The sequence below is a fragment of the Streptomyces sp. NPDC058632 genome, assembly GCF_042717095.1.
In the GTDB taxonomy this organism is placed as follows: domain Bacteria; phylum Actinomycetota; class Actinomycetes; order Streptomycetales; family Streptomycetaceae; genus Streptomyces.
In genome coordinates this window covers 1-16,461 of record NZ_JBHXQZ010000135.1, presented here as the reverse complement: position 1 = coordinate 16,461, position 16,461 = coordinate 1, and the positions used below count along the sequence as shown (strand labels likewise).

The window sequence follows — 16,461 nt, the reverse complement described above, 5'->3', positions numbered from 1 at the left end:
CGCCCATGAAGCCGGTGCCGACGACCGTCACCAGCAGCATCGCCGCATGCGTACGGGCCGCCGCCCACGGGTCGGCGCGCAGCCGCTCCGCCGCGATCAGTACCGCCGCCGACCGGGCCCGGCCCGCGAGCACCCGCCCGATCAGCCGGGAGGAGGCCCCGGCCAGCCACACCGCGCCCGCGCCGACCGCGAGCAGCGCGGCGAACACCGTCACCAGGAACCCCCGGTCCGCCCCGCCGGCCGAGGTGCGGCCCGCCAGCGCGGACACCACGCCCACCGCCACCACCAGCGCCGCTCCCCCCAGGAACAGCCGGCCGGGTCCGCGTGCCGAACGGATCTCCGTCACCCGGCGTACCCGGCCGAGCGGCGAGGCCACCACCCGGCGCAGCGCCAGCGCGCCCGACGCCGCGCCCAGCACCGGCACGGTCACGGCGACCAGGACGACTGCCACCCAGGCGAGGGTGTCCGGCCGCGCCTCCAGGCTCAGCAGGAGCAGTACCGAGAAGACGGTCGCGACCGCCGAGCCGAGCAGGCAGGCGAGACCCGTCTCCAGTGCGGCGATCCGCCGCACCTGCCAGGGCGTCGCTCCGGCCAGCCGCAGTCCGGCCAGCCGCCGGTCCCGGTGCACGGCGCCGACGCGGGCGCACTGCCCGAGGAACCCGAGCACCGGGACCAGCAGGAGCAGCAGACCGAGGATCACCCCGGCGCGCGTCCCCGGCTCGTCGGCCAGCCCCTCGGCGACGGACGTGCCGGTGCTGCGGCCGCCCAGCGACAGCAGGACACCGGCCGCGAGCGCGAACCCGGTCGCGAGCGCCGCGCCGGTCGCGGTGAGTGTGATCCGCCACCACTCCCGCCGGTCCGAACCGTGGGTGAGCAGCCAGGCCAGCCGCAGATCGGACCGCAGGGTGTGCGAGAAGCGCGGATGCGAGGAGCGGGCGGCGTTCACGCGGTCACCTCCAGCGGTGCGAGCGTCCCGTCGCGCAACTGCGCCTCGCGGTCGGCGTACGCCGCCACCTGGGCGTCGTGCGTGATCAGCAGTACGGCCGTGCCGGCCTCCCGGGCCGTGTGCGTCAGGGCCGTCATCACCTGCTCGCCCGCCAGCGAGTCCAGGGCGCCGGTCGGTTCGTCCGCGAAGACCACCCTCGGGCCGGTGACCAGGGCCCGCGCCAGCGCGGCCCGCTGCGCCTGCCCGCCGCTCATCTCACCCGGCCGCGACTCACCCTGCCCGCGCACCCCGAACCGCTCCAGCCACTCCCCGGCCCGCTCCCGCGCCTCGGCCCGCCCGGACCCCGCCAGCATCAGCGGCAGCGCCACGTTGTCGAGCGCGGTCAGCTCCGGAACGAGCTGCCCGAACTGGAACACCACCCCGAAGTCGGTGCGGCGCAGCTCGCTCAGCCGCTTCTCCGGCAGTTCCTCCAGCCGCTGTCCGTCGTACGTCACCGAGCCGGCGTCGGGGCGGACGATCCCGGCCAGGCAGTGCAGCAGCGTCGACTTGCCGCTGCCGCTGGCGCCGGTCACCGCGAGGATCTCCCCGGCGCGCAGTTCGACGGAGGCGCCGCGCAGGGCGAGCGTCTTTCCGTGCGCCTTGACGAGGCCGCGGGCCGCGAGGAGCGGTTGCGCGGTGTCCCTGTCGTGGGCGGCGCCGTCGCCCGTGGTGCCGCTCGGGTTGTTCATGCTGCGTCGACCTCCGCGGTCAGGGTGGTGAGCCGGGCCGCCGTGGTGGTCATCCAGCGGAGGTCGGCGTCCAGGTGGTTGAGGGCGTAGTCCGCCGAGAGCACGGTGGCCGGACCGGCCCCGGCCGCGGACTTCACCGCGGTGAGCTCCCGCATCCGCGCCATGTGGGCGGCGCGTTGGGCGCGCAGGTACGCGGCCGGGTCTCCGCCGGACAGGATCGACACCACGACCTTGGCGAAGATCTCGTTCGTCACGAAGGGCGCGGGCGGGGCGATCTCCCCGGCCCAGCGGGCCAGTTCACGCGTCCCCTCGTCCGTCGCGCGGTACGCGGTCCGCTCCGGGCCGCCGTCGGACCCGGTGCCGTCGACCTCGGCGAGGCCGTCGCGGACCAGACGTTGCAGGGTCGTGTAGACCTGCCCGTAGGCCAGCGGGCGTGCCTCGGGAAAACGTTCGTCGTGGCGTCGCTTGAGGTCGTAGCCGTGGCTCGGCCCCGAGGCGAGCAGGCCCAGCAGGACGTGACGGGTGCTCATGAGCATCATTATGCACTGAGTACATGTACTGAGTGAATAGTGGTCGCCGAAGAGATTCCCGGTGCCTCGGTGATGCGGTGCTCCGGCGCCCCGCCCCCGCCCGTCAGTCCGCGACCGCGTACGCCTCCGCCGACCACAGCGAGTAGCCGTACCGCGTCGCGCGGGTCTCGCCCTGGACGCGGACGTGGCGGACGTCGGGTTCGTCCATGCGGACCGTCTCCCGGCCGCCGGCGCTGTCCGTCACCGAAGCCGCCGTGCGCCAGCTGTGGCCGTCGGCCGAGACCTCGACGCGGTACGCCGACGGGTGGGCGTCCTGCCAGTGCAGGTCGACCCGGCCCAGCCGCACCGGGCTCTCCAGCTCGACCTGCCACCAGGAGTCGTCCTCGACCGGGGACGACCAACGTGTCCCGGGGTCCCCGTCGTTCGCCGCCGAGGCGGGGAAGTCGGGCGTCTCGTCGGCCGAGGAGGTCGCCGTGCCGGTGCGGGCCAGGTCGGGCCCTGCGGTGCGCGGGACGGCGTTGACCGTCAGGGTCCGGGTCGCCCCGCCGAAGCCGAGCCGCACCTCGTACGACCGGGTCGGCGTCCCCGGCTCCACCGTCACCTCGACCGGCACCTCCACGGGCGTGCCGCGCGGGACGGTCAGGGTGCCCTTCGGAACGCCCACCTTCACGCCCTTCGGCGCCTCGACCGTCACCCTGCCGCGCACCTCCTCCGGCAGCAGCGAGCCCAGCGTGGCCGTCAGCCGGCGGGTGCCGCCGATGTCGGTGTCCAGGGTTCCGTCCGCGAGGTCCGGCAGCTTCAGTGAGGCGGCGGGCTCGTCCGTGAACCACGGCACGACGTGCCGTACCCGGGAGGCGTCCGCGCCGGTGACGCGGACGGCGCCGGCCGGTCCGTCCACCCGCAGCTCGGTGGCGCCGGACGCGGCCAGCGTGCCCAGGCGGCGCCAGCCCGCGCCCGGGGCGTGGATCTCGACGGTCCCCGTGGTGCCGGGCTCGGCCAGTACCGTCACCGTACTCAGGTCCCGGACCCGCGGCAGCTGGAGCACGCCGTCGTCCGTCCGGCCGCCGGACCCGGCGGTCGCCTCGCGGCCGATGCCCGCCCAGGCCCCGTACGCGTTCCGCGCCCGGTCCAGGAACGGGTCCAGGACGCCCTTGCCGACCGTCACCCGGGCCGGCTTCAGCCCCGCCCGCCGCTCGGCCAGCTCCCGGTACGCGGTCCAGGCGGCGCCCGCGTCGTCGGACTCCTGCGCGCGCAGCATGTCCAGCGCGGTGACGCCGGCCTCGCCGTACCGGGCCAGCTGCCCGGTCCAGGGGGCGACCTCGGCGGCGAGGGAGGCGGTGCGCGGGTTGCCGGCCAGGGTTTCGGGCAGTTCGCGCAGCACCGTGAAGGCCGTGCGCAGCCGCTTCTCGGCCGCGCGGCCGTCGTCGCCGCCGGCGTTCGCGCGGGTCCGCCAGAACTCCTTCAGCAGCGGCCGCAGATACGCCGACTCCTCGGCGCCGAGGACCGAGGACGCGTCGTTGCCCGCCAGCGCGGACAGCGCCTCTTCCAACTCGGGTTCGCCGCCCGCGAGTTCCTTGATCGCGGCCCGCCAGGACTCCTGGGGGCGGTAGTCGCGCGGGTTCCACGCGAAGTCGGCGGCCGTGAACAGGGGGATGCGGGACGCCTCGGGCTGCTCCATCGCGTTCGAGAGGAGGGCGGCCGAGCCGGCGGCCACGGCGGGTTCGCGGCCCTGGTAGGGGCCGAGGAAGATCCGGCCGGGGGCGAAGTCGTTGACCGGGTAGTTGTCCATGGTCACCAGCGGGCGCGCGAACACCCTCCGCGCCTCGGCCAGGTCGCCGCCGGTGATGGTGCTCGGCACCACCCCGACCCCGGTCCACGCCACCTCCACCCCGGAGTCCAGGGAGTCCGAGAGGGCCCGCCGGTACTCGGTCGACCCCTCCTCGTAGTACTCGGTCGGCATCAACGACAGGGCGGCGGAGCCGGGGTGACGGTCCGCCAGGTGGCGGCCCACCGCGTTCGCCACGTACGCCTGGGCGCGCGCGGCGGCGTCGGGGCCGGAGCCGAAGAGGTCCGCGTCCGCGCCGCAGTGCCACTCGCTGTAGCTGACGTCCTGGAACTGCAGCTGGAAGGCGCGGAAGCCCAGCGCCCACATCGCGTCCAGCTTGCGGGTCAGCGCCCGCAGGTCTTCGCCCGAGGCGAAGCACATCGCCTGGCCCGGCGCCACCGCCCAGCCGAGCGTGACGTGGTTGCTCCGGGCCCGCTCCGCCAGCTCCCGGAACTGGGCGCGCTGCCGGTCCGGGTACGTCTCGCGCCAGCGGGCCTGCCGGTGGAGGTCGTCGCCGGGCGCGTACAGGTACCGGTTCTGCTTGGTGCGGCCCATGAAGTCCAGCTGGTCCAGCCGCTGCCGGTGCGTCCACGGGGTGCCGTAGAAGCCCTCGGTGATCCCGCGCACGGTGGTGCCGGGCCAGTCGCGTACGACGGCGGCGGTGAAGGTGCTGTCGGGGCGCAGGAGCTGACGCAGTGTCTGGACGGCGTGGAACAGGCCGTCCTCGCCCGCCCCGGTGAGGGCGACCGCCTCCTTGCCGACGGTCAGCGTGTAGCCGCCGGAGGGAAGGGAGTGGAGGTCCTGTCGGCGGGAGTCCGCCGGCCGGTCCGCGCCCATCCGCACCACGAGCGCCCCCTCGGGCGCCTTGTCGCCGGGGGCGGTGAACCGGCGCGCGCCGGCCTCCCGCAGCAGCGCCCGCAGGGCGTCGACGGCGTGCGGATCGGCCGACGCGTCGGCCGTCAGCGCGACCTCGTCGGTCACCGCGACCGGGGCGCCGTTGGCCCGCAGGGACTGGGGACGGGGCCAGACGGCCAGGTCCGTCTCGGCCCGGTCGGGAACGGGGGACGCGGTCGTCCCGGGAACGGACGGCGCCGCCACGGAGACGGGCGCGGCGCCCAGAGTTCCGGCGACGACCGCGAACGCGAGAGCGATCGCACCCTTCCCACGCCGTAGTTGCAAGGCCCCTCCCGAGGAGACAGAACCGTCCCGATCATGCGGTGACACGCCCGGAGCCCACCATTGTGCTCCGGGCGTGTCAACGGCAGTGACCGTTGTGACAGGTTTGTCCGCATGTGAGGCGTGGGAACGGGAACACCATGTGAGCAGGAGCACGTTGTACGGAATTGGGGTGCCTGCCTTCGCGTCCGCTGGGTAGGGGCTGCGGGGAACCCCGCCGAAAGGCGGATCCGTACACGAGCCGCAATCGACGAGGAGGCCCTCTGTGGCTGCTGCACCGGCGTTCCTTCTGGCCCCGCCCATGTCCAAACCCGAGGCGGAGCCGTCCGCCGACTTCGAGGACCTGCACAGCGCGGAGGCCGAGGGCCTGCAGGCCTGCGTCTTCAGCGCGGAGGGTCCGTGCGCGGAGGTCCCGCTCACCAGCGAGCCCCCGCTGCCCGACGCCGAACCCCTCACCAGCGAGCCCCCGCTCGCCGACGCCGCCCCCCTGACCAGTGAGTCCGACGCCGCCATGGACGCCACCGGACTCGACTCCTTCCCGGCGCAGTACGTCCCGGAGCCCTAGTGGCCGCGCCCGGACCGGCCGAGCCGCCTTCCGAGTCGCCCTCCGACCCCTCCGAGCAGCTTCCCGAGCCGCCGTCCGAGCCGCCGTCCGGGCCGTCCTCCGCGCCGCCGTCCGGGTTATTCTCCGGGCTGCCTTCCGAGCTCCCGGAGGACCTCTCCCGGCTCGCCGCCCTGTACGGCGTCGCCACCTCCTACAACCCCTCGCCGGACCGTACGGTCGCCGCCTCGGTCACCGCCGTCACCCTCGTCCTGGCCGCCCTCGGGGTGGACGCGGGGACCCCAGGCGCCGTCCGCGACGCGCTCGCCGCCCGCGAGCGGGAACTGGCCGAGCGGCTGCTGCCGCCCACCGTGGTCGGCTGGGGCACCGGCACGCCGTCCGCCCTGGGCGCGCTCCCCGCGGACACCCGGCTGCTCGTGCGCACCGAGCAGGGCGAGACCCGCGTCTCGGCCGCGGACCTCCCGCCCGGCGTGCACCGGGTGACCGCCACCGCGCCCGACGGCCGCACCGGCGAGGCCCACCTGATCGTCGCCCCGCCCCGGCTGCCCGCGCCCCCGGCCCGCTCGTACGGGCTTCTCGTCCAGCTCTACTCGCTCCTCTCCCGCCGCTCCTGGGGCATGGGCGACCTCGCCGACCTCGGCGAACTCGCCGCCTGGGCCGGCCGTGCCCTCGGCGCCGGATTCGTCCAGATCAACCCGCTGCACGCGGCCGTCCCCGGCACTCCGACCGACCCGTCCCCGTACCGTCCCTCCTCCCGCCGCTTCCCGGACCCGGTGCACCTGCGGATCGAGGACGTTCCGGAGTTCGCGTACGTGGGGGCCGGGGAGGCGGCCGGGGGCCGGGCCCGGACGGGGAACCGGATGCCGGATCTGCTCCGGCGGGCCGCGGAGCTGCGCGAGGCGGTGCTGGACAAGGGCGCGCTGATCGACCGGGACGCCGTCTGGGCGACCAAGAAGGCCGCACTCGAAGCAGTGGTGGACGAGGTGCCGCTCGGCCCGGGCCGCCGCGCCGCCTACGGCGACTTCCTCGCCGAGCAGGGCCGGGCCCTGGAGGACCACGCCACCTGGTGCGCGCTCGCCGAGGTGCACGGCCCCGACTGGCACACCTGGCCGGCCGGACTGCGCGACCCGCGCTCGCCCGCGACCGCGCGGGCCCGCCGCGAGCTGATGGCCCGCGTCGACTTCCACTCCCGGCTGGCCTGGCTCACCGACACCCAGCTCAGGGCGGCCCAGCGGGCCGCGCGCGAGGCCGGGATGCCGCTCGGGATCGTCCACGACCTCGCGGTCGGCGTGCACCCCGAGGGATCCGACGCCTGGGCGCAGCAGGACACCCTCGCCGCCGGCATGTCGGTCGGCGCACCCCCGGACGCGTTCAACGCGCGCGGCCAGGACTGGGGCCTGCCGCCCTGGCGCCCCGACCGGCTCGCCGCCTGCGGCTACGCGCCGTTCCGCGCCCTGCTCCAGGCCCTGTTCCGGTACGCGGGCGCCCTGCGCATCGACCACGTCATGGGCCTGTTCCGGCTCTGGTGGGTGCCCCGGGGGCAGCCGCCCACCGAGGGCACGTACGTCCGCTACGACGCCGAGGCGATGCTCGCCGTCCTCGTCCTGGAGGCCTCCCGCGCCGGGGCGGTGGTGATCGGCGAGGACCTGGGCACGGTCGAGCCCGGCGTACGCGAGGCGCTGCGCGAGCGCGGGGTGTACGGGACGTCGGTGCTCTGGTTCGAACGGGACTGGGAGGGCGACCGCCGGCCGCTGCCGCCGGAGACCTGGCGCGCCGACTGCCTGGCCACCGTCACCACCCACGACCTGCCGCCCACCGCGTCCCGCCTCACCGGCGAACACGTCGAGCTCCGCGACGGCCTCGGCCTGCTCACCCGCCCCTTGGCGGAGGAGCGCGCGGAGGCCGCCGCCGACACGGCGGAGTGGCTGGACCTGCTGACCGAACTGGGCCTGCTGTACGGCCCCGGCAGCCCGGGAAGCCCCGGAGGCCCCGGCACGAGTGGCGCCGTCACCACCGAGGAGGAGGCACGCATCCAGGCCGTCCACCGCTACCTGCTGCGCACCCCCGCCCGGATGATCGGCGTCTGGCTCCCCGACGGCGTCGGCGACCGGCGCCCGCAGAACCTGCCCGGGACCTGGGACGAGTACCCGAACTGGCGCCTGCCGATCGCCGACGCGCAGGGCCGTCCGATGCCCCTGGAGGACCTGACGACATCCCCGGGACTGCGCGCGCTGCTCGACGTGGTCCGCACCCGCACCGACCGGCCGGAGGGCGCGGGTGAGCCCTGAGACGGGACGGGCGAGGCCTGGGGCCGGACGGGTGAGAGGCCTGGTGGCGAACCGGGACACAGTCGGGCATATCCGTGCCGACCGGGGTCGCGTGCGCCACCCCGGACGCGCGGGCCCCACGGGCGTTCGCTACGTTGGCACCGTGGACAAGACGAACGCCCTGCGCGCCGGCGCCCTGGCAGCCGGTACGACGCTGATGATGCTGCTCATGACGTCCCCCGCGCTCGCGCTCACCCGTGACGACGGCGACGACCCCGGCACGGGCCTGAGCGTGATCGAGACGCTGGGACTGTACGTCGTGGCCCCGATCGTGCTCTTCCTGGTCATCGCCGGCCTGGTGATGGTCCTCGACAAGTCGCACAAGAAGAAGGACACGACCAGCTCCAACATCAGGATCAAGGCCGACGCCAAGGCCTGACCCGGCCGTCGTCCCGAACCCTTCCCGAAGGCGCCGCCCCACCGTCCGTACCCGCGTTCCGCGGTACGGGGAGGGGTGGCGCCTTCGGCGTGCGCGGGCCTTCCTACGGCTCTGGACGCTCGGTCGCGAGGAGCAGTTCGCGGAGCAGGCCGGTGAGCTGCCGGGCACGGTCCGGAGGAAGGGCGGACAGGGCCTCGGTCTGCACGGCGAGACCCGCGCCGACCGCCTGGTCGACGACGGTGAGCCCCTGTTCGGTGAGGGTCACGCGCAGGCCCCGGCGGTCGTGGGGGTCGGGGGAGCGGCGCAGCAGCCCCGCGCGCTCCAGTTTGTCGAGGCGGCCGGTCATCCCGCCGGTGGTGAGCATCAGGGTGCCGGAGAGCTGACGGGGCGAGAGCGTGTAGGGCTCACCGGCGCGGCGCAGCGTGGCGAGGACGTCGAACTCGCCCCGGGCGATGCCGTGCCGCGCGTACGTCTTCTCGGTGCGGTCGCCCATGGCGCGTGAGATCCGGTGGACGCGGCCGAAGACCTCCATGGCGGTGGTGTCGAGATCGGGCCGGACGCCGGCCCACTGCTCGACGATCGCGTCCACGGGGTCCTTGCGGTCTCTGCCGTCCGCGCCGTCCGTGCGCTGCTCGGGGCGTGCGTTCATGGCGTCGAGTATCGGCCGGTCCTCACTCTCCCGCAAGAAAGAAACTTGAAGGTAAGTTGCTTGCTGCTAAGCTACTTGCTGCCGACCTGACGAGAGAGGTGCGCCCGACCATGACCGCGATCCGATCCGCGCCGACGGGGAGACGGGCGACGGGTCCGATCCTGCTCACCGCCGTGGCACCCGTCTCCTGGGGCACCACGTACGCCGTCACCACCGAACTGCTCCCGCCGGACCGCCCCCTCTTCACCGGCCTGATGCGCGCCCTGCCCGCCGGACTGCTGCTGCTCGCACTGGCCAGGGTGCTGCCGAGGGGCGTGTGGTGGTGGAAGGCGGCGGTGCTCGGCGCGCTGAACATCGGGGCGTTCTTCCCGCTGCTGTTCCTCTCCGCGTACCGCTTGCCCGGCGGCCTGGCGGCGGTGGTCGGCTCGGTGGGCCCGTTGTTCGTGGCCGGCCTCGCGGCGCCGCTGCTGGGTCAACGCCCGACCGTACGCACGCTGCTCGCGGGGGTGGTGGCCGCGCTCGGGGTGAGCCTGGTCGTCCTGAAGGCGGCGGGGGCGCTCGACCCCCTCGGAGTGGCGGCGGCGCTCGCGTCCGCGGCGTCCATGTCCACCGGCACGGTGCTGACGAAACGCTGGGGACGCCCGGAGGGTGTGGGCCCCCTCGCCCTGACCGGCTGGCAGCTGACCGCGGGCGGCCTGCTCATCGCCCCGCTCGCCCTGCTGGTCGAGGGTGCCCCGCCGGCCCTGGACGCCCCGGCGATCGGCGGCTACCTCTACCTGGCCCTCGCGAACACGGCCCTCGCGTACTGCCTCTGGTTCCGAGGCATGGGCCACCTCACCGCCACCCAGGTCACCTTCCTGGGCCCGCTCTCACCCCTGACCGCGGCCGTGCTCGGCTGGGCAGCCCTGGACGAGACCCTCACCCCACTCCAACTGACAGGCATGGCCCTGGCGTTCGGCGCGACGGTGGCGGGCCAGCTCGCGCCGGCGCCCCGGCTGAAAACCTCTTGGCGCACGGGGGCGGCGCAGTCGGCTTCCGGCGCCGCGGAACCACGGCTCGCCCCCACCGCGACCGGGCATCGCACGCGGTCCGCCGTTTCCGTGAATCCGCGGAGCGCGGGGCGTGAACACGACGTGCCGGCGCCAGAGTGAGGAGCTGCGGCCGCCCGGGCCTCTCGGTTGCGGGCAGTGACGCATCGTTTGCGCCACGCGGGGCGAAAGTGGCGCGAACAAACGTTGCTCCCCCGTTTCACGACGCGCAGCCTGGGAGTCCGCGGGAGCGCTCCCATGCATCGGACCCCGCAGGGGGCCGGCCGCGCCTGTTGCCCGGAGGGACACCAGAAGCACCAGAAGCACCAGAAGCACCACCGCCGTGCAAACGTCCTCGTTTCTGGAGCCGACATGCTACGACGCCGCTGGACCGGGCCCCTTCTGCTGGCCCTCCTGCTGACCGTCCTCGCCCCCTTGCCCGCCGCGGCCCGGTCCACCGGGGCGGCTGCTTCCGCGGCGGCGGATCCCGTGCCGCTGCGGACGGGAACGGCAAAGGGCGCCCCGGCCGTGCCCCTGCCGTCGCTCAGCGCGACCACCACCCAGGTCGCCCACGGGCTGAGACGGCCCACCGCCCTCGTCGGCCCCGACGACGGCACGGACCGGCTGTTCATCACCGAGAAGTCCGGCACCGTCCGGGTCTACCACCCGGACACCGGCCTGGCCGCGACTCCGCTCGTCGACATCACGTCGGCCGTGGACCAATCGGGCAACGAGCGCGGCCTGCTCGGCATCGCCCTCCCGCCCGACTTCGCCGCCAGCCAGAACCTGTACCTGGCGTACACGGCACTGCCCGACGGCGCGGTCACTCTCGCCCGTTACCGGCTCGACGAGTCCCGCCTGGAGGTCCTGCTCTCCCAGGAACACGCCGAGTACAGCAACCACAACGGCGGCCAGCTCGCGTTCGGCCCCGACGGCAACCTGTACTGGAGCATCGGCGACGGCGGCGGCTCCGGGGATCCCTTCCGCTCCGGCCAGCGGCTGGACACCCTGCTGGGCAAGATCATGCGGATCGACGTGAGCCGTGGTTGCGGCCCGCTTCCTTACTGCGTCCCCGCCGACAACCCCTTCGTGGAGACGGACGGCGCCCGCGGGGAGATCTGGCTGTACGGGCTGCGCAACCCGTGGCGGTTCTCCTTCGACGACGCCGACGGCTCGATGTGGATCGGCGACGTCGGCCAGGGCCGATGGGAGGAGGTCGACCACCTCGCCCCGGGCCAGGGCGGGCTGAACCTCGGCTGGTCCTGCTACGAGGGGCTGGAGAGATTCGAGGACGGCGACTGCGTGCCCGGTGAGACGTACACCGAGCCGGTCTTCACGTACTCCCCGTACACCGGCGGCTGCTCAATCATCGGCGGCCGCGTCTACCGCGGCCAGAAGTACGCCGGCCTGGTCGGCGGCACGTACATCGCCACCGACTACTGCTCGTCCACGGTCTGGGCGCTGCGCCCCGACGGCAGCGGTGGCTACGAGCAGGCCGAGATCGGGGAGATGCCCACCCAGGTGACGTCGATCGGTACGACCGCCGACGGGGAGTTCTACGTGGTCAACGATTTGCCCGGCGGTCTGCACCGGGTGTCGTTCGCGCAGGAGGAACCCGCCTGCCGGGTGGACCGTGCGGTGACGACCTGGGGTACCGGCACGACGGTCGACCTCACCGTCACCAACACCGGCGGCACCCCGGTGAACGGCTGGACGCTGGAGTTCCCCCTGGCCCTCGGGCAGACCGTCGTCTCCGACTGGAATACGGACCTGACCCAGGGAAGCAACGTGATCACGGCGACCGACGCCTCGCACAACGCCACGATCGCTCCGGGCGCGAGCATCACCCTCGGCTACCTCGCCGGCCATACCGGCGACGCGTCACCGCCGCCACGGTTCACGCTCAACGGGGACGCCTGCGCCGTCGGCCGATGAACCACCGGCGTGGCGCCGGCGTTCACCCGGCCGGCGTGGCCCGGCGGCCCCACGGCTACGCCTCCGACGGTCCGGGCGGCACCCGGCTCGCACCCACGTACTCGCCTTGGTCGCCTGCCTCGCCAGTGGCCGCCGGACCCGGACGTCGGCGCGGGCCCGCATCGATGCCAGGCACCGGCCGTCCTCCCGCTCCGGAGCCGGGGCGAAGGGCTGGAGCGGCTCCGGCGGCGACGGCTCCGTGTCCCACGCCCCGATCCGCAGCACGCCAGTCCCCGACCGGCGCACCCGCGGCGCCGCCGGACTCCTCGTGCGGCGTACGGCGATGGAGATCAGTTCAGTTGTCTCGAAGGGCTGGAGGAACGCCAGGGGCGCCCGGCACGGCACCGGGCGCCCCTGGCACTCGTACGGGTTACGCCCCTTCGGCCGCCGCGTCCGCGGCCTGGGCGCGCAGCGCGCGGTCCACGCCTGCGCGGGACTCGGAGACCAGGCGGCGCAGGGCCGGGGTCGGCCCGGCGGAGGCCAGCCAGGCGTCCGTCTTCTCCAGGGTCTCGTCGGAGACCTGGACCGCCGGGTAGAGGCCGACCGCGATCTGCTGGGCCATCTCGTGCGAGCGGGACTCCCAGACGCCGGCCAGCGCCTCGAAGTACCGGTCCGTGTACGGCGCCAGCAGCTCGCGCTGGTCGGTCTGGACGAAGCCGGCGATGACCGCCTCCTGGACCGCGTTCGGCAGCTTGTCGGACTCCACGACCGACGCCCACGCCTCCGCCTTGGCCTCCCCGGTCGGCCGGGCGGCGCGCGCGGTGGCGGCGTGGCGCTCGCCGGCGGCCGTACGGTCGCGCTCGTACTCCGAGGCGATCTCCGCCTCGTCGAACCGGCCCACCGCCGCGAGCCGCTGCACGAACGCCCAGCGCAGCTCGGTGTCGACGGCCAGGCCCTCGATCGTCCGGGTGCCGTCCAGCAAGCTTTCCAGGAGGTCCAGCTGCTCCGGCTTGCGCGCCGTCGCGGCGAACGCGCGCGCCCACGCCAGCTGGTGGTCGCTGCCCGCCTCGGCGGCCCGCAGATGGGCCAGCGTGGCCTCCGTCCAGCGGTTGAGGAGCGCCTCGCGGGAGGACGGGGCGGCGTACAGGTCGATCGCCAGCTTCACCTGACGGTGCAGCGACTGCACGACGCCGATGTCCGACTCCTTGCCGATGCCCGACAGCACCAGCGACAGGTAGTCGCGGGTGGCCAGCTCGCCGTCACGGGTCATGTCCCAGGCCGACGCCCAGCTCAGCGCGCGCGGCAGGGACGCCTCGAAGTCACCCAGGTGCTCGGTGACGAAGGCCAGCGACCGCTCGTCCAGCCGCACCTTGGCGTACGACAGGTCGTCGTCGTTGAGGAGCACGACGTCCGGGCGGGGCTTGCCGACGAGCTCCGGTACGGCGGTCAGCTCGCCGTCGACGTCCAGCTCGACCCGGTCGACGCGCACCAGCTTGCCGCTCGCCCCGTCCAGGTCGTACAGGCCGACCGCGATCCGGTGCGGGCGCAGGACGGGCTCGCCCTTGGCGCCGGCGGGCAGCGCGGGGGCCTCCTGGCGGATGGCGAAGGAGGTGATGGTTCCCGTGCCGTCCGCGCCGTCCGTCCCGATCTCCGGGCGCAGCACGTTGATGCCGGCCGTCTGAAGCCACTTCTTCGACCAGGTGCTCAGGTCGCGGCCGGAGGTCTCCTCCAGGGCGCCCAGCAGGTCGGGCAGGCGCGTGTTGCCGTACGCGTGGCGCTTGAAGTACGCCTGCACGCCGCTGAAGAACGCGTCCTTGCCGACGTAGGCCACCAGCTGCTTGAGGACCGAGGCGCCCTTGGCGTACGTGATGCCGTCGAAGTTGACCAGGACGTCGTCCAGGTCACGGATGTCGGCCATGATCGGGTGCGTGGACGGCAGCTGGTCCTGGCGGTAGGCCCAGGTCTTCATGGAGTTCGCGAACGTCGTCCACGAGTGCGGCCACTTCGAGCCCGGCGCCTCCGCCTGGCAGGCGGCCTCGGCGTAGGTGGCGAACGACTCGTTCAGCCACAGGTCGTTCCACCACTCCATGGTGACCAGGTCGCCGAACCACATGTGGGCCAGCTCGTGCAGGATCGTCGCGGCCCGCCCCTCGTACGCCGCGTCCGTCACCTTCGACCGGAAGACGTACTGGTCGCGGATGGTCACCGCGCCGGCGTTCTCCATCGCGCCCGCGTTGAACTCCGGCACGAACAGCTGGTCGTACTTCCCGAAGGGGTACGGGTAGTCGAACTTCTCCTGGAACCACTCGAAGCCCTGCCGCGTGACCTCGAAGATGGCGTCCGCGTCGAGGTACTCGGCGAGCGAGGGCCGGCAGTAGATACCGAGCGGCACCGACTGGCCGTCCTTCTCGTACACGCTGTGCACGGAGTGGTACGGGCCGACGATGAGCGCCGTGACGTACGTCGACATCCGCGGGGTCGGCTCGAACTCCCAGACGTTGTCACGGGGTTCGGGCGTGGGCGAGTTGGAGACGACGGTCCAGCCGTCCGGTGCCTTCACGGTGAACCGGAAGGTCGCCTTGAGGTCGGGCTGCTCGAAGCTCGCGAACACCCGGCGGGCGTCCGGCACCTCGAACTGGGTGTAGAGATAGGCCTGGTCGTCCACCGGGTCCACGAACCGGTGCAGTCCCTCACCGGTGTTGGTGTACGCGCAGTCGGCGCTCACCCGCAGGACGTTGCGGCCCGGGAGCAGACCCGGCAGGGCGATGCGGGAGTCCGCGAAGACCTCGGCGGGGTCGAGGGGGTCCCCGTTGAGGGTCACCTCGTGGACGGTGGGCGCCACCAGGTCGATGAAGGAGTCCCCGCCGCCCTCGACGACGTCGAAGCGCACCGTGGTCACGGACCGGTAGGTGCCGCCCTCCTGCGCGCCGGAGAGGTCGAGATCGACCTCGTACGAGTCAACGGTCAGCAGTTTCGCCCGCTGCTGCGCCTCTTCGCGAGTCAGGTTTGTGCCAGGCACGCGGTCATCTCCTCGTTATGTGTGGGTTGCGTCATCCTTCCACGCCACCGGCGCGGAACGCGATGTCCATTTCCCGCCGGTGGCGTGCCCGGTCGGGCACGAGTCTGAACCCATGACGACGGCCCATACCCCCCACCCCGTCCCTGCACCGGCCCTGAAGGAACCGCGCACCATGGACGACGCGGGCCGCTCCCCGGTTCCCCGCACCGACGACGAGGGCGGCGCCCCGCTCCGCTGCTGCCTGCGCCGCGGCGAACCGGGCGAGCGGATCACCCTGGTCACCTACGCCCCCCTGCGTCGCTGGGCGGCACACACGGGCGTCGACCCGGGCCCGTACGACGAGCAGGGGCCGGTCTTCCTCCACGCCGAGGAGTGCGCGGGACCGCGGGGCGACGACGGCCTCCCCTTCACGGCCGCCCACCGTGTCCTTTGCCGCTACGCCTCCGACGGCACCCTCCTGGGCGGCCGCCTGGTGGACACCCCGGACGGCTTCGGACCCGCCCTCACGGAGGCCTTCACCGACCCGGCCGTCGCCCTCGTCCACGTCCGCGCGGTGGAGTACGGCTGCTTCCTCTACGAGGTGCGGCGCGACAGCCGGCCGTGACTGTCCCGTCCGCCGCCGACGAGGTGATTGATCAGTTGTGACGTCGAGGATCAAGATATTCCTACTTGGGCAAGGGCACGGTACGGAAAACGGTAGCCCTGGAATTCCTACCCCGGGTAGCATTGCGGGTATGAAGATCAGTGTGAGTCTGCCCCAGGAGGACCTGGCCTTCGTCGACGAGTACGCCGCCCGTACGGAGGCCGAGTCCCGGTCGGCCGTGATACATGCCGCGATCGAGTTGCTCAGGCAGGCGCAGCTCGAGCAGGAGTACACGGAGGCTTTCGCCGAATGGGACGGGAGCGAGGATGCCCGGCTGTGGGACCGGGCGAGCGGAGACGGGATCACCGATGAGGCGTGGTGACATCTACATGGTGGACCTGGAACCGGCGCGGGGCAGCGAGGCCAACAAGGTCAGGCCTGCCGTGATCGTCTCCAACGACGCCGCCAACGAGTCCGTCGTACGGAACGACCGGGGGGTTGTGACCGTGGCGCCGCTGACGTCCAACACCTCTCGCATCCTGACGTTCCAGGTTCTTCTGCGCTCGGAGGAGAGCCGTCTGCCGAAGGACTCCAAAGTGCAGTGCGAGCAGGTCCGTGCCATTGCGCCGGAACGTCTGCTGCACAGGGTCGGCGCCGTGCCGCGGCAGCGCATGACCGAGATCGACGTGGCGCTGCGGCGGCATCTGGCGCTGTGAGGATGCGCAGAGGGGGGGGGCCGCCGGGGACACGGGGGCGGCCCCCCACAAAAGACGAAGCTGTAGACGACAGAAACGC

14 protein-coding genes are annotated in these 16,461 nt (G+C 73.5%); 8 read left to right on the top strand and 6 right to left on the bottom strand.

Annotated elements, in window-relative coordinates:
* From ACFWVE_RS32720 to ACFWVE_RS32705, 4 genes are all read right to left on the bottom strand, one after another.
* The coding region (locus tag ACFWVE_RS32720) for an FtsX-like permease family protein (protein WP_384022123.1) at positions 1-946 on the bottom strand (946 nt) is incomplete at its 3' end.
* Entirely contained in the window at positions 943-1,674 is a 732-nt protein-coding gene (locus tag ACFWVE_RS32715; RefSeq protein WP_384022120.1) for an ABC transporter ATP-binding protein, read from the bottom strand. The genes ACFWVE_RS32720 and ACFWVE_RS32715, both read right to left, overlap by 4 nt.
* Positions 1,671-2,204, bottom strand: a complete 534-nt coding sequence (locus tag ACFWVE_RS32710) for a PadR family transcriptional regulator (RefSeq protein ID WP_384022117.1) — start codon at positions 2,202-2,204, stop codon at positions 1,671-1,673. The genes ACFWVE_RS32715 and ACFWVE_RS32710 overlap by 4 nt, the downstream gene beginning before the upstream one ends.
* Before the next feature lie 103 nt (positions 2,205-2,307).
* Positions 2,308-5,208 (bottom strand): beta-N-acetylglucosaminidase domain-containing protein, encoded by a 2,901-nt coding sequence (locus ACFWVE_RS32705; RefSeq protein ID WP_384022114.1) that lies wholly within the window; start codon positions 5,206-5,208, stop codon positions 2,308-2,310.
* Positions 5,209-5,506: 298 nt separating this feature from the next.
* Between ACFWVE_RS32705 and ACFWVE_RS32700 the strand changes: the two genes are divergently transcribed.
* The 3 genes from ACFWVE_RS32700 to ACFWVE_RS32690 all read left to right on the top strand — a co-directional run bounded on the left by ACFWVE_RS32700 (position 5,507) and on the right by ACFWVE_RS32690 (position 8,473).
* Positions 5,507-5,770 carry a hypothetical protein gene (locus ACFWVE_RS32700; RefSeq protein WP_384022130.1) on the top strand — a complete coding sequence of 88 codons (264 nt, stop codon included), beginning with the start codon at positions 5,507-5,509 and terminating at the stop codon, positions 5,768-5,770.
* A gap of 128 nt (positions 5,771-5,898) precedes the next feature.
* Positions 5,899-8,055: a 4-alpha-glucanotransferase gene (malQ, locus tag ACFWVE_RS32695; RefSeq protein ID WP_384022126.1), complete on the top strand. Its 2,157-nt coding sequence runs from the start codon at positions 5,899-5,901 to the stop codon at positions 8,053-8,055.
* A 142-nt stretch (positions 8,056-8,197) separates the two neighbouring features.
* A complete protein-coding gene (locus tag ACFWVE_RS32690) occupies positions 8,198-8,473 on the top strand; it encodes a hypothetical protein (RefSeq protein WP_384022111.1) in 276 nt (91 codons plus the stop codon).
* A gap of 103 nt (positions 8,474-8,576) precedes the next feature.
* Here ACFWVE_RS32690 and ACFWVE_RS32685 read toward each other — a convergent pair whose 3' ends face one another.
* Positions 8,577-9,122 (bottom strand): MarR family winged helix-turn-helix transcriptional regulator, encoded by a 546-nt coding sequence (locus ACFWVE_RS32685; protein WP_384022108.1) that lies wholly within the window; start codon positions 9,120-9,122, stop codon positions 8,577-8,579.
* Positions 9,123-9,232: 110 nt separating this feature from the next.
* Here ACFWVE_RS32685 and ACFWVE_RS32680 point away from each other — a divergent pair, with 110 nt between their 5' ends.
* Positions 9,233-10,273, top strand: a complete 1,041-nt coding sequence (locus ACFWVE_RS32680; RefSeq protein ID WP_384022104.1) for an EamA family transporter — start codon at positions 9,233-9,235, stop codon at positions 10,271-10,273.
* Between the two features lie 249 nt (positions 10,274-10,522).
* Complete coding sequence (locus ACFWVE_RS32675) at positions 10,523-12,085, top strand: PQQ-dependent sugar dehydrogenase (RefSeq protein ID WP_384022101.1); 1,563 nt, start codon at positions 10,523-10,525, stop codon at positions 12,083-12,085.
* 409 nt (positions 12,086-12,494) lie between these two features.
* On the opposite strand, the gene pepN is transcribed toward ACFWVE_RS32675, so the two are convergent.
* Entirely contained in the window at positions 12,495-15,083 is a 2,589-nt protein-coding gene (gene pepN, locus ACFWVE_RS32670) for an aminopeptidase N (RefSeq protein WP_384022099.1), read from the bottom strand.
* Positions 15,084-15,195: 112 nt separating this feature from the next.
* On the opposite strand from pepN, the gene ACFWVE_RS32665 reads away from it, so the two are divergent.
* The 3 genes from ACFWVE_RS32665 to ACFWVE_RS32655 all read left to right on the top strand — a co-directional run bounded on the left by ACFWVE_RS32665 (position 15,196) and on the right by ACFWVE_RS32655 (position 16,382).
* Positions 15,196-15,687 (top strand): DUF1203 domain-containing protein, encoded by a 492-nt coding sequence (locus tag ACFWVE_RS32665; RefSeq protein ID WP_384022096.1) that lies wholly within the window; start codon positions 15,196-15,198, stop codon positions 15,685-15,687.
* Positions 15,688-15,817: 130 nt separating this feature from the next.
* Positions 15,818-16,048: a ribbon-helix-helix domain-containing protein gene (locus ACFWVE_RS32660; protein ID WP_042171908.1), complete on the top strand. Its 231-nt coding sequence runs from the start codon at positions 15,818-15,820 to the stop codon at positions 16,046-16,048.
* Entirely contained in the window at positions 16,035-16,382 is a 348-nt protein-coding gene (locus ACFWVE_RS32655; RefSeq protein ID WP_384022093.1) for a type II toxin-antitoxin system PemK/MazF family toxin, read from the top strand. The genes ACFWVE_RS32660 and ACFWVE_RS32655 overlap by 14 nt, the downstream gene beginning before the upstream one ends.
* Positions 16,383-16,461 lie beyond the last annotated feature (79 nt).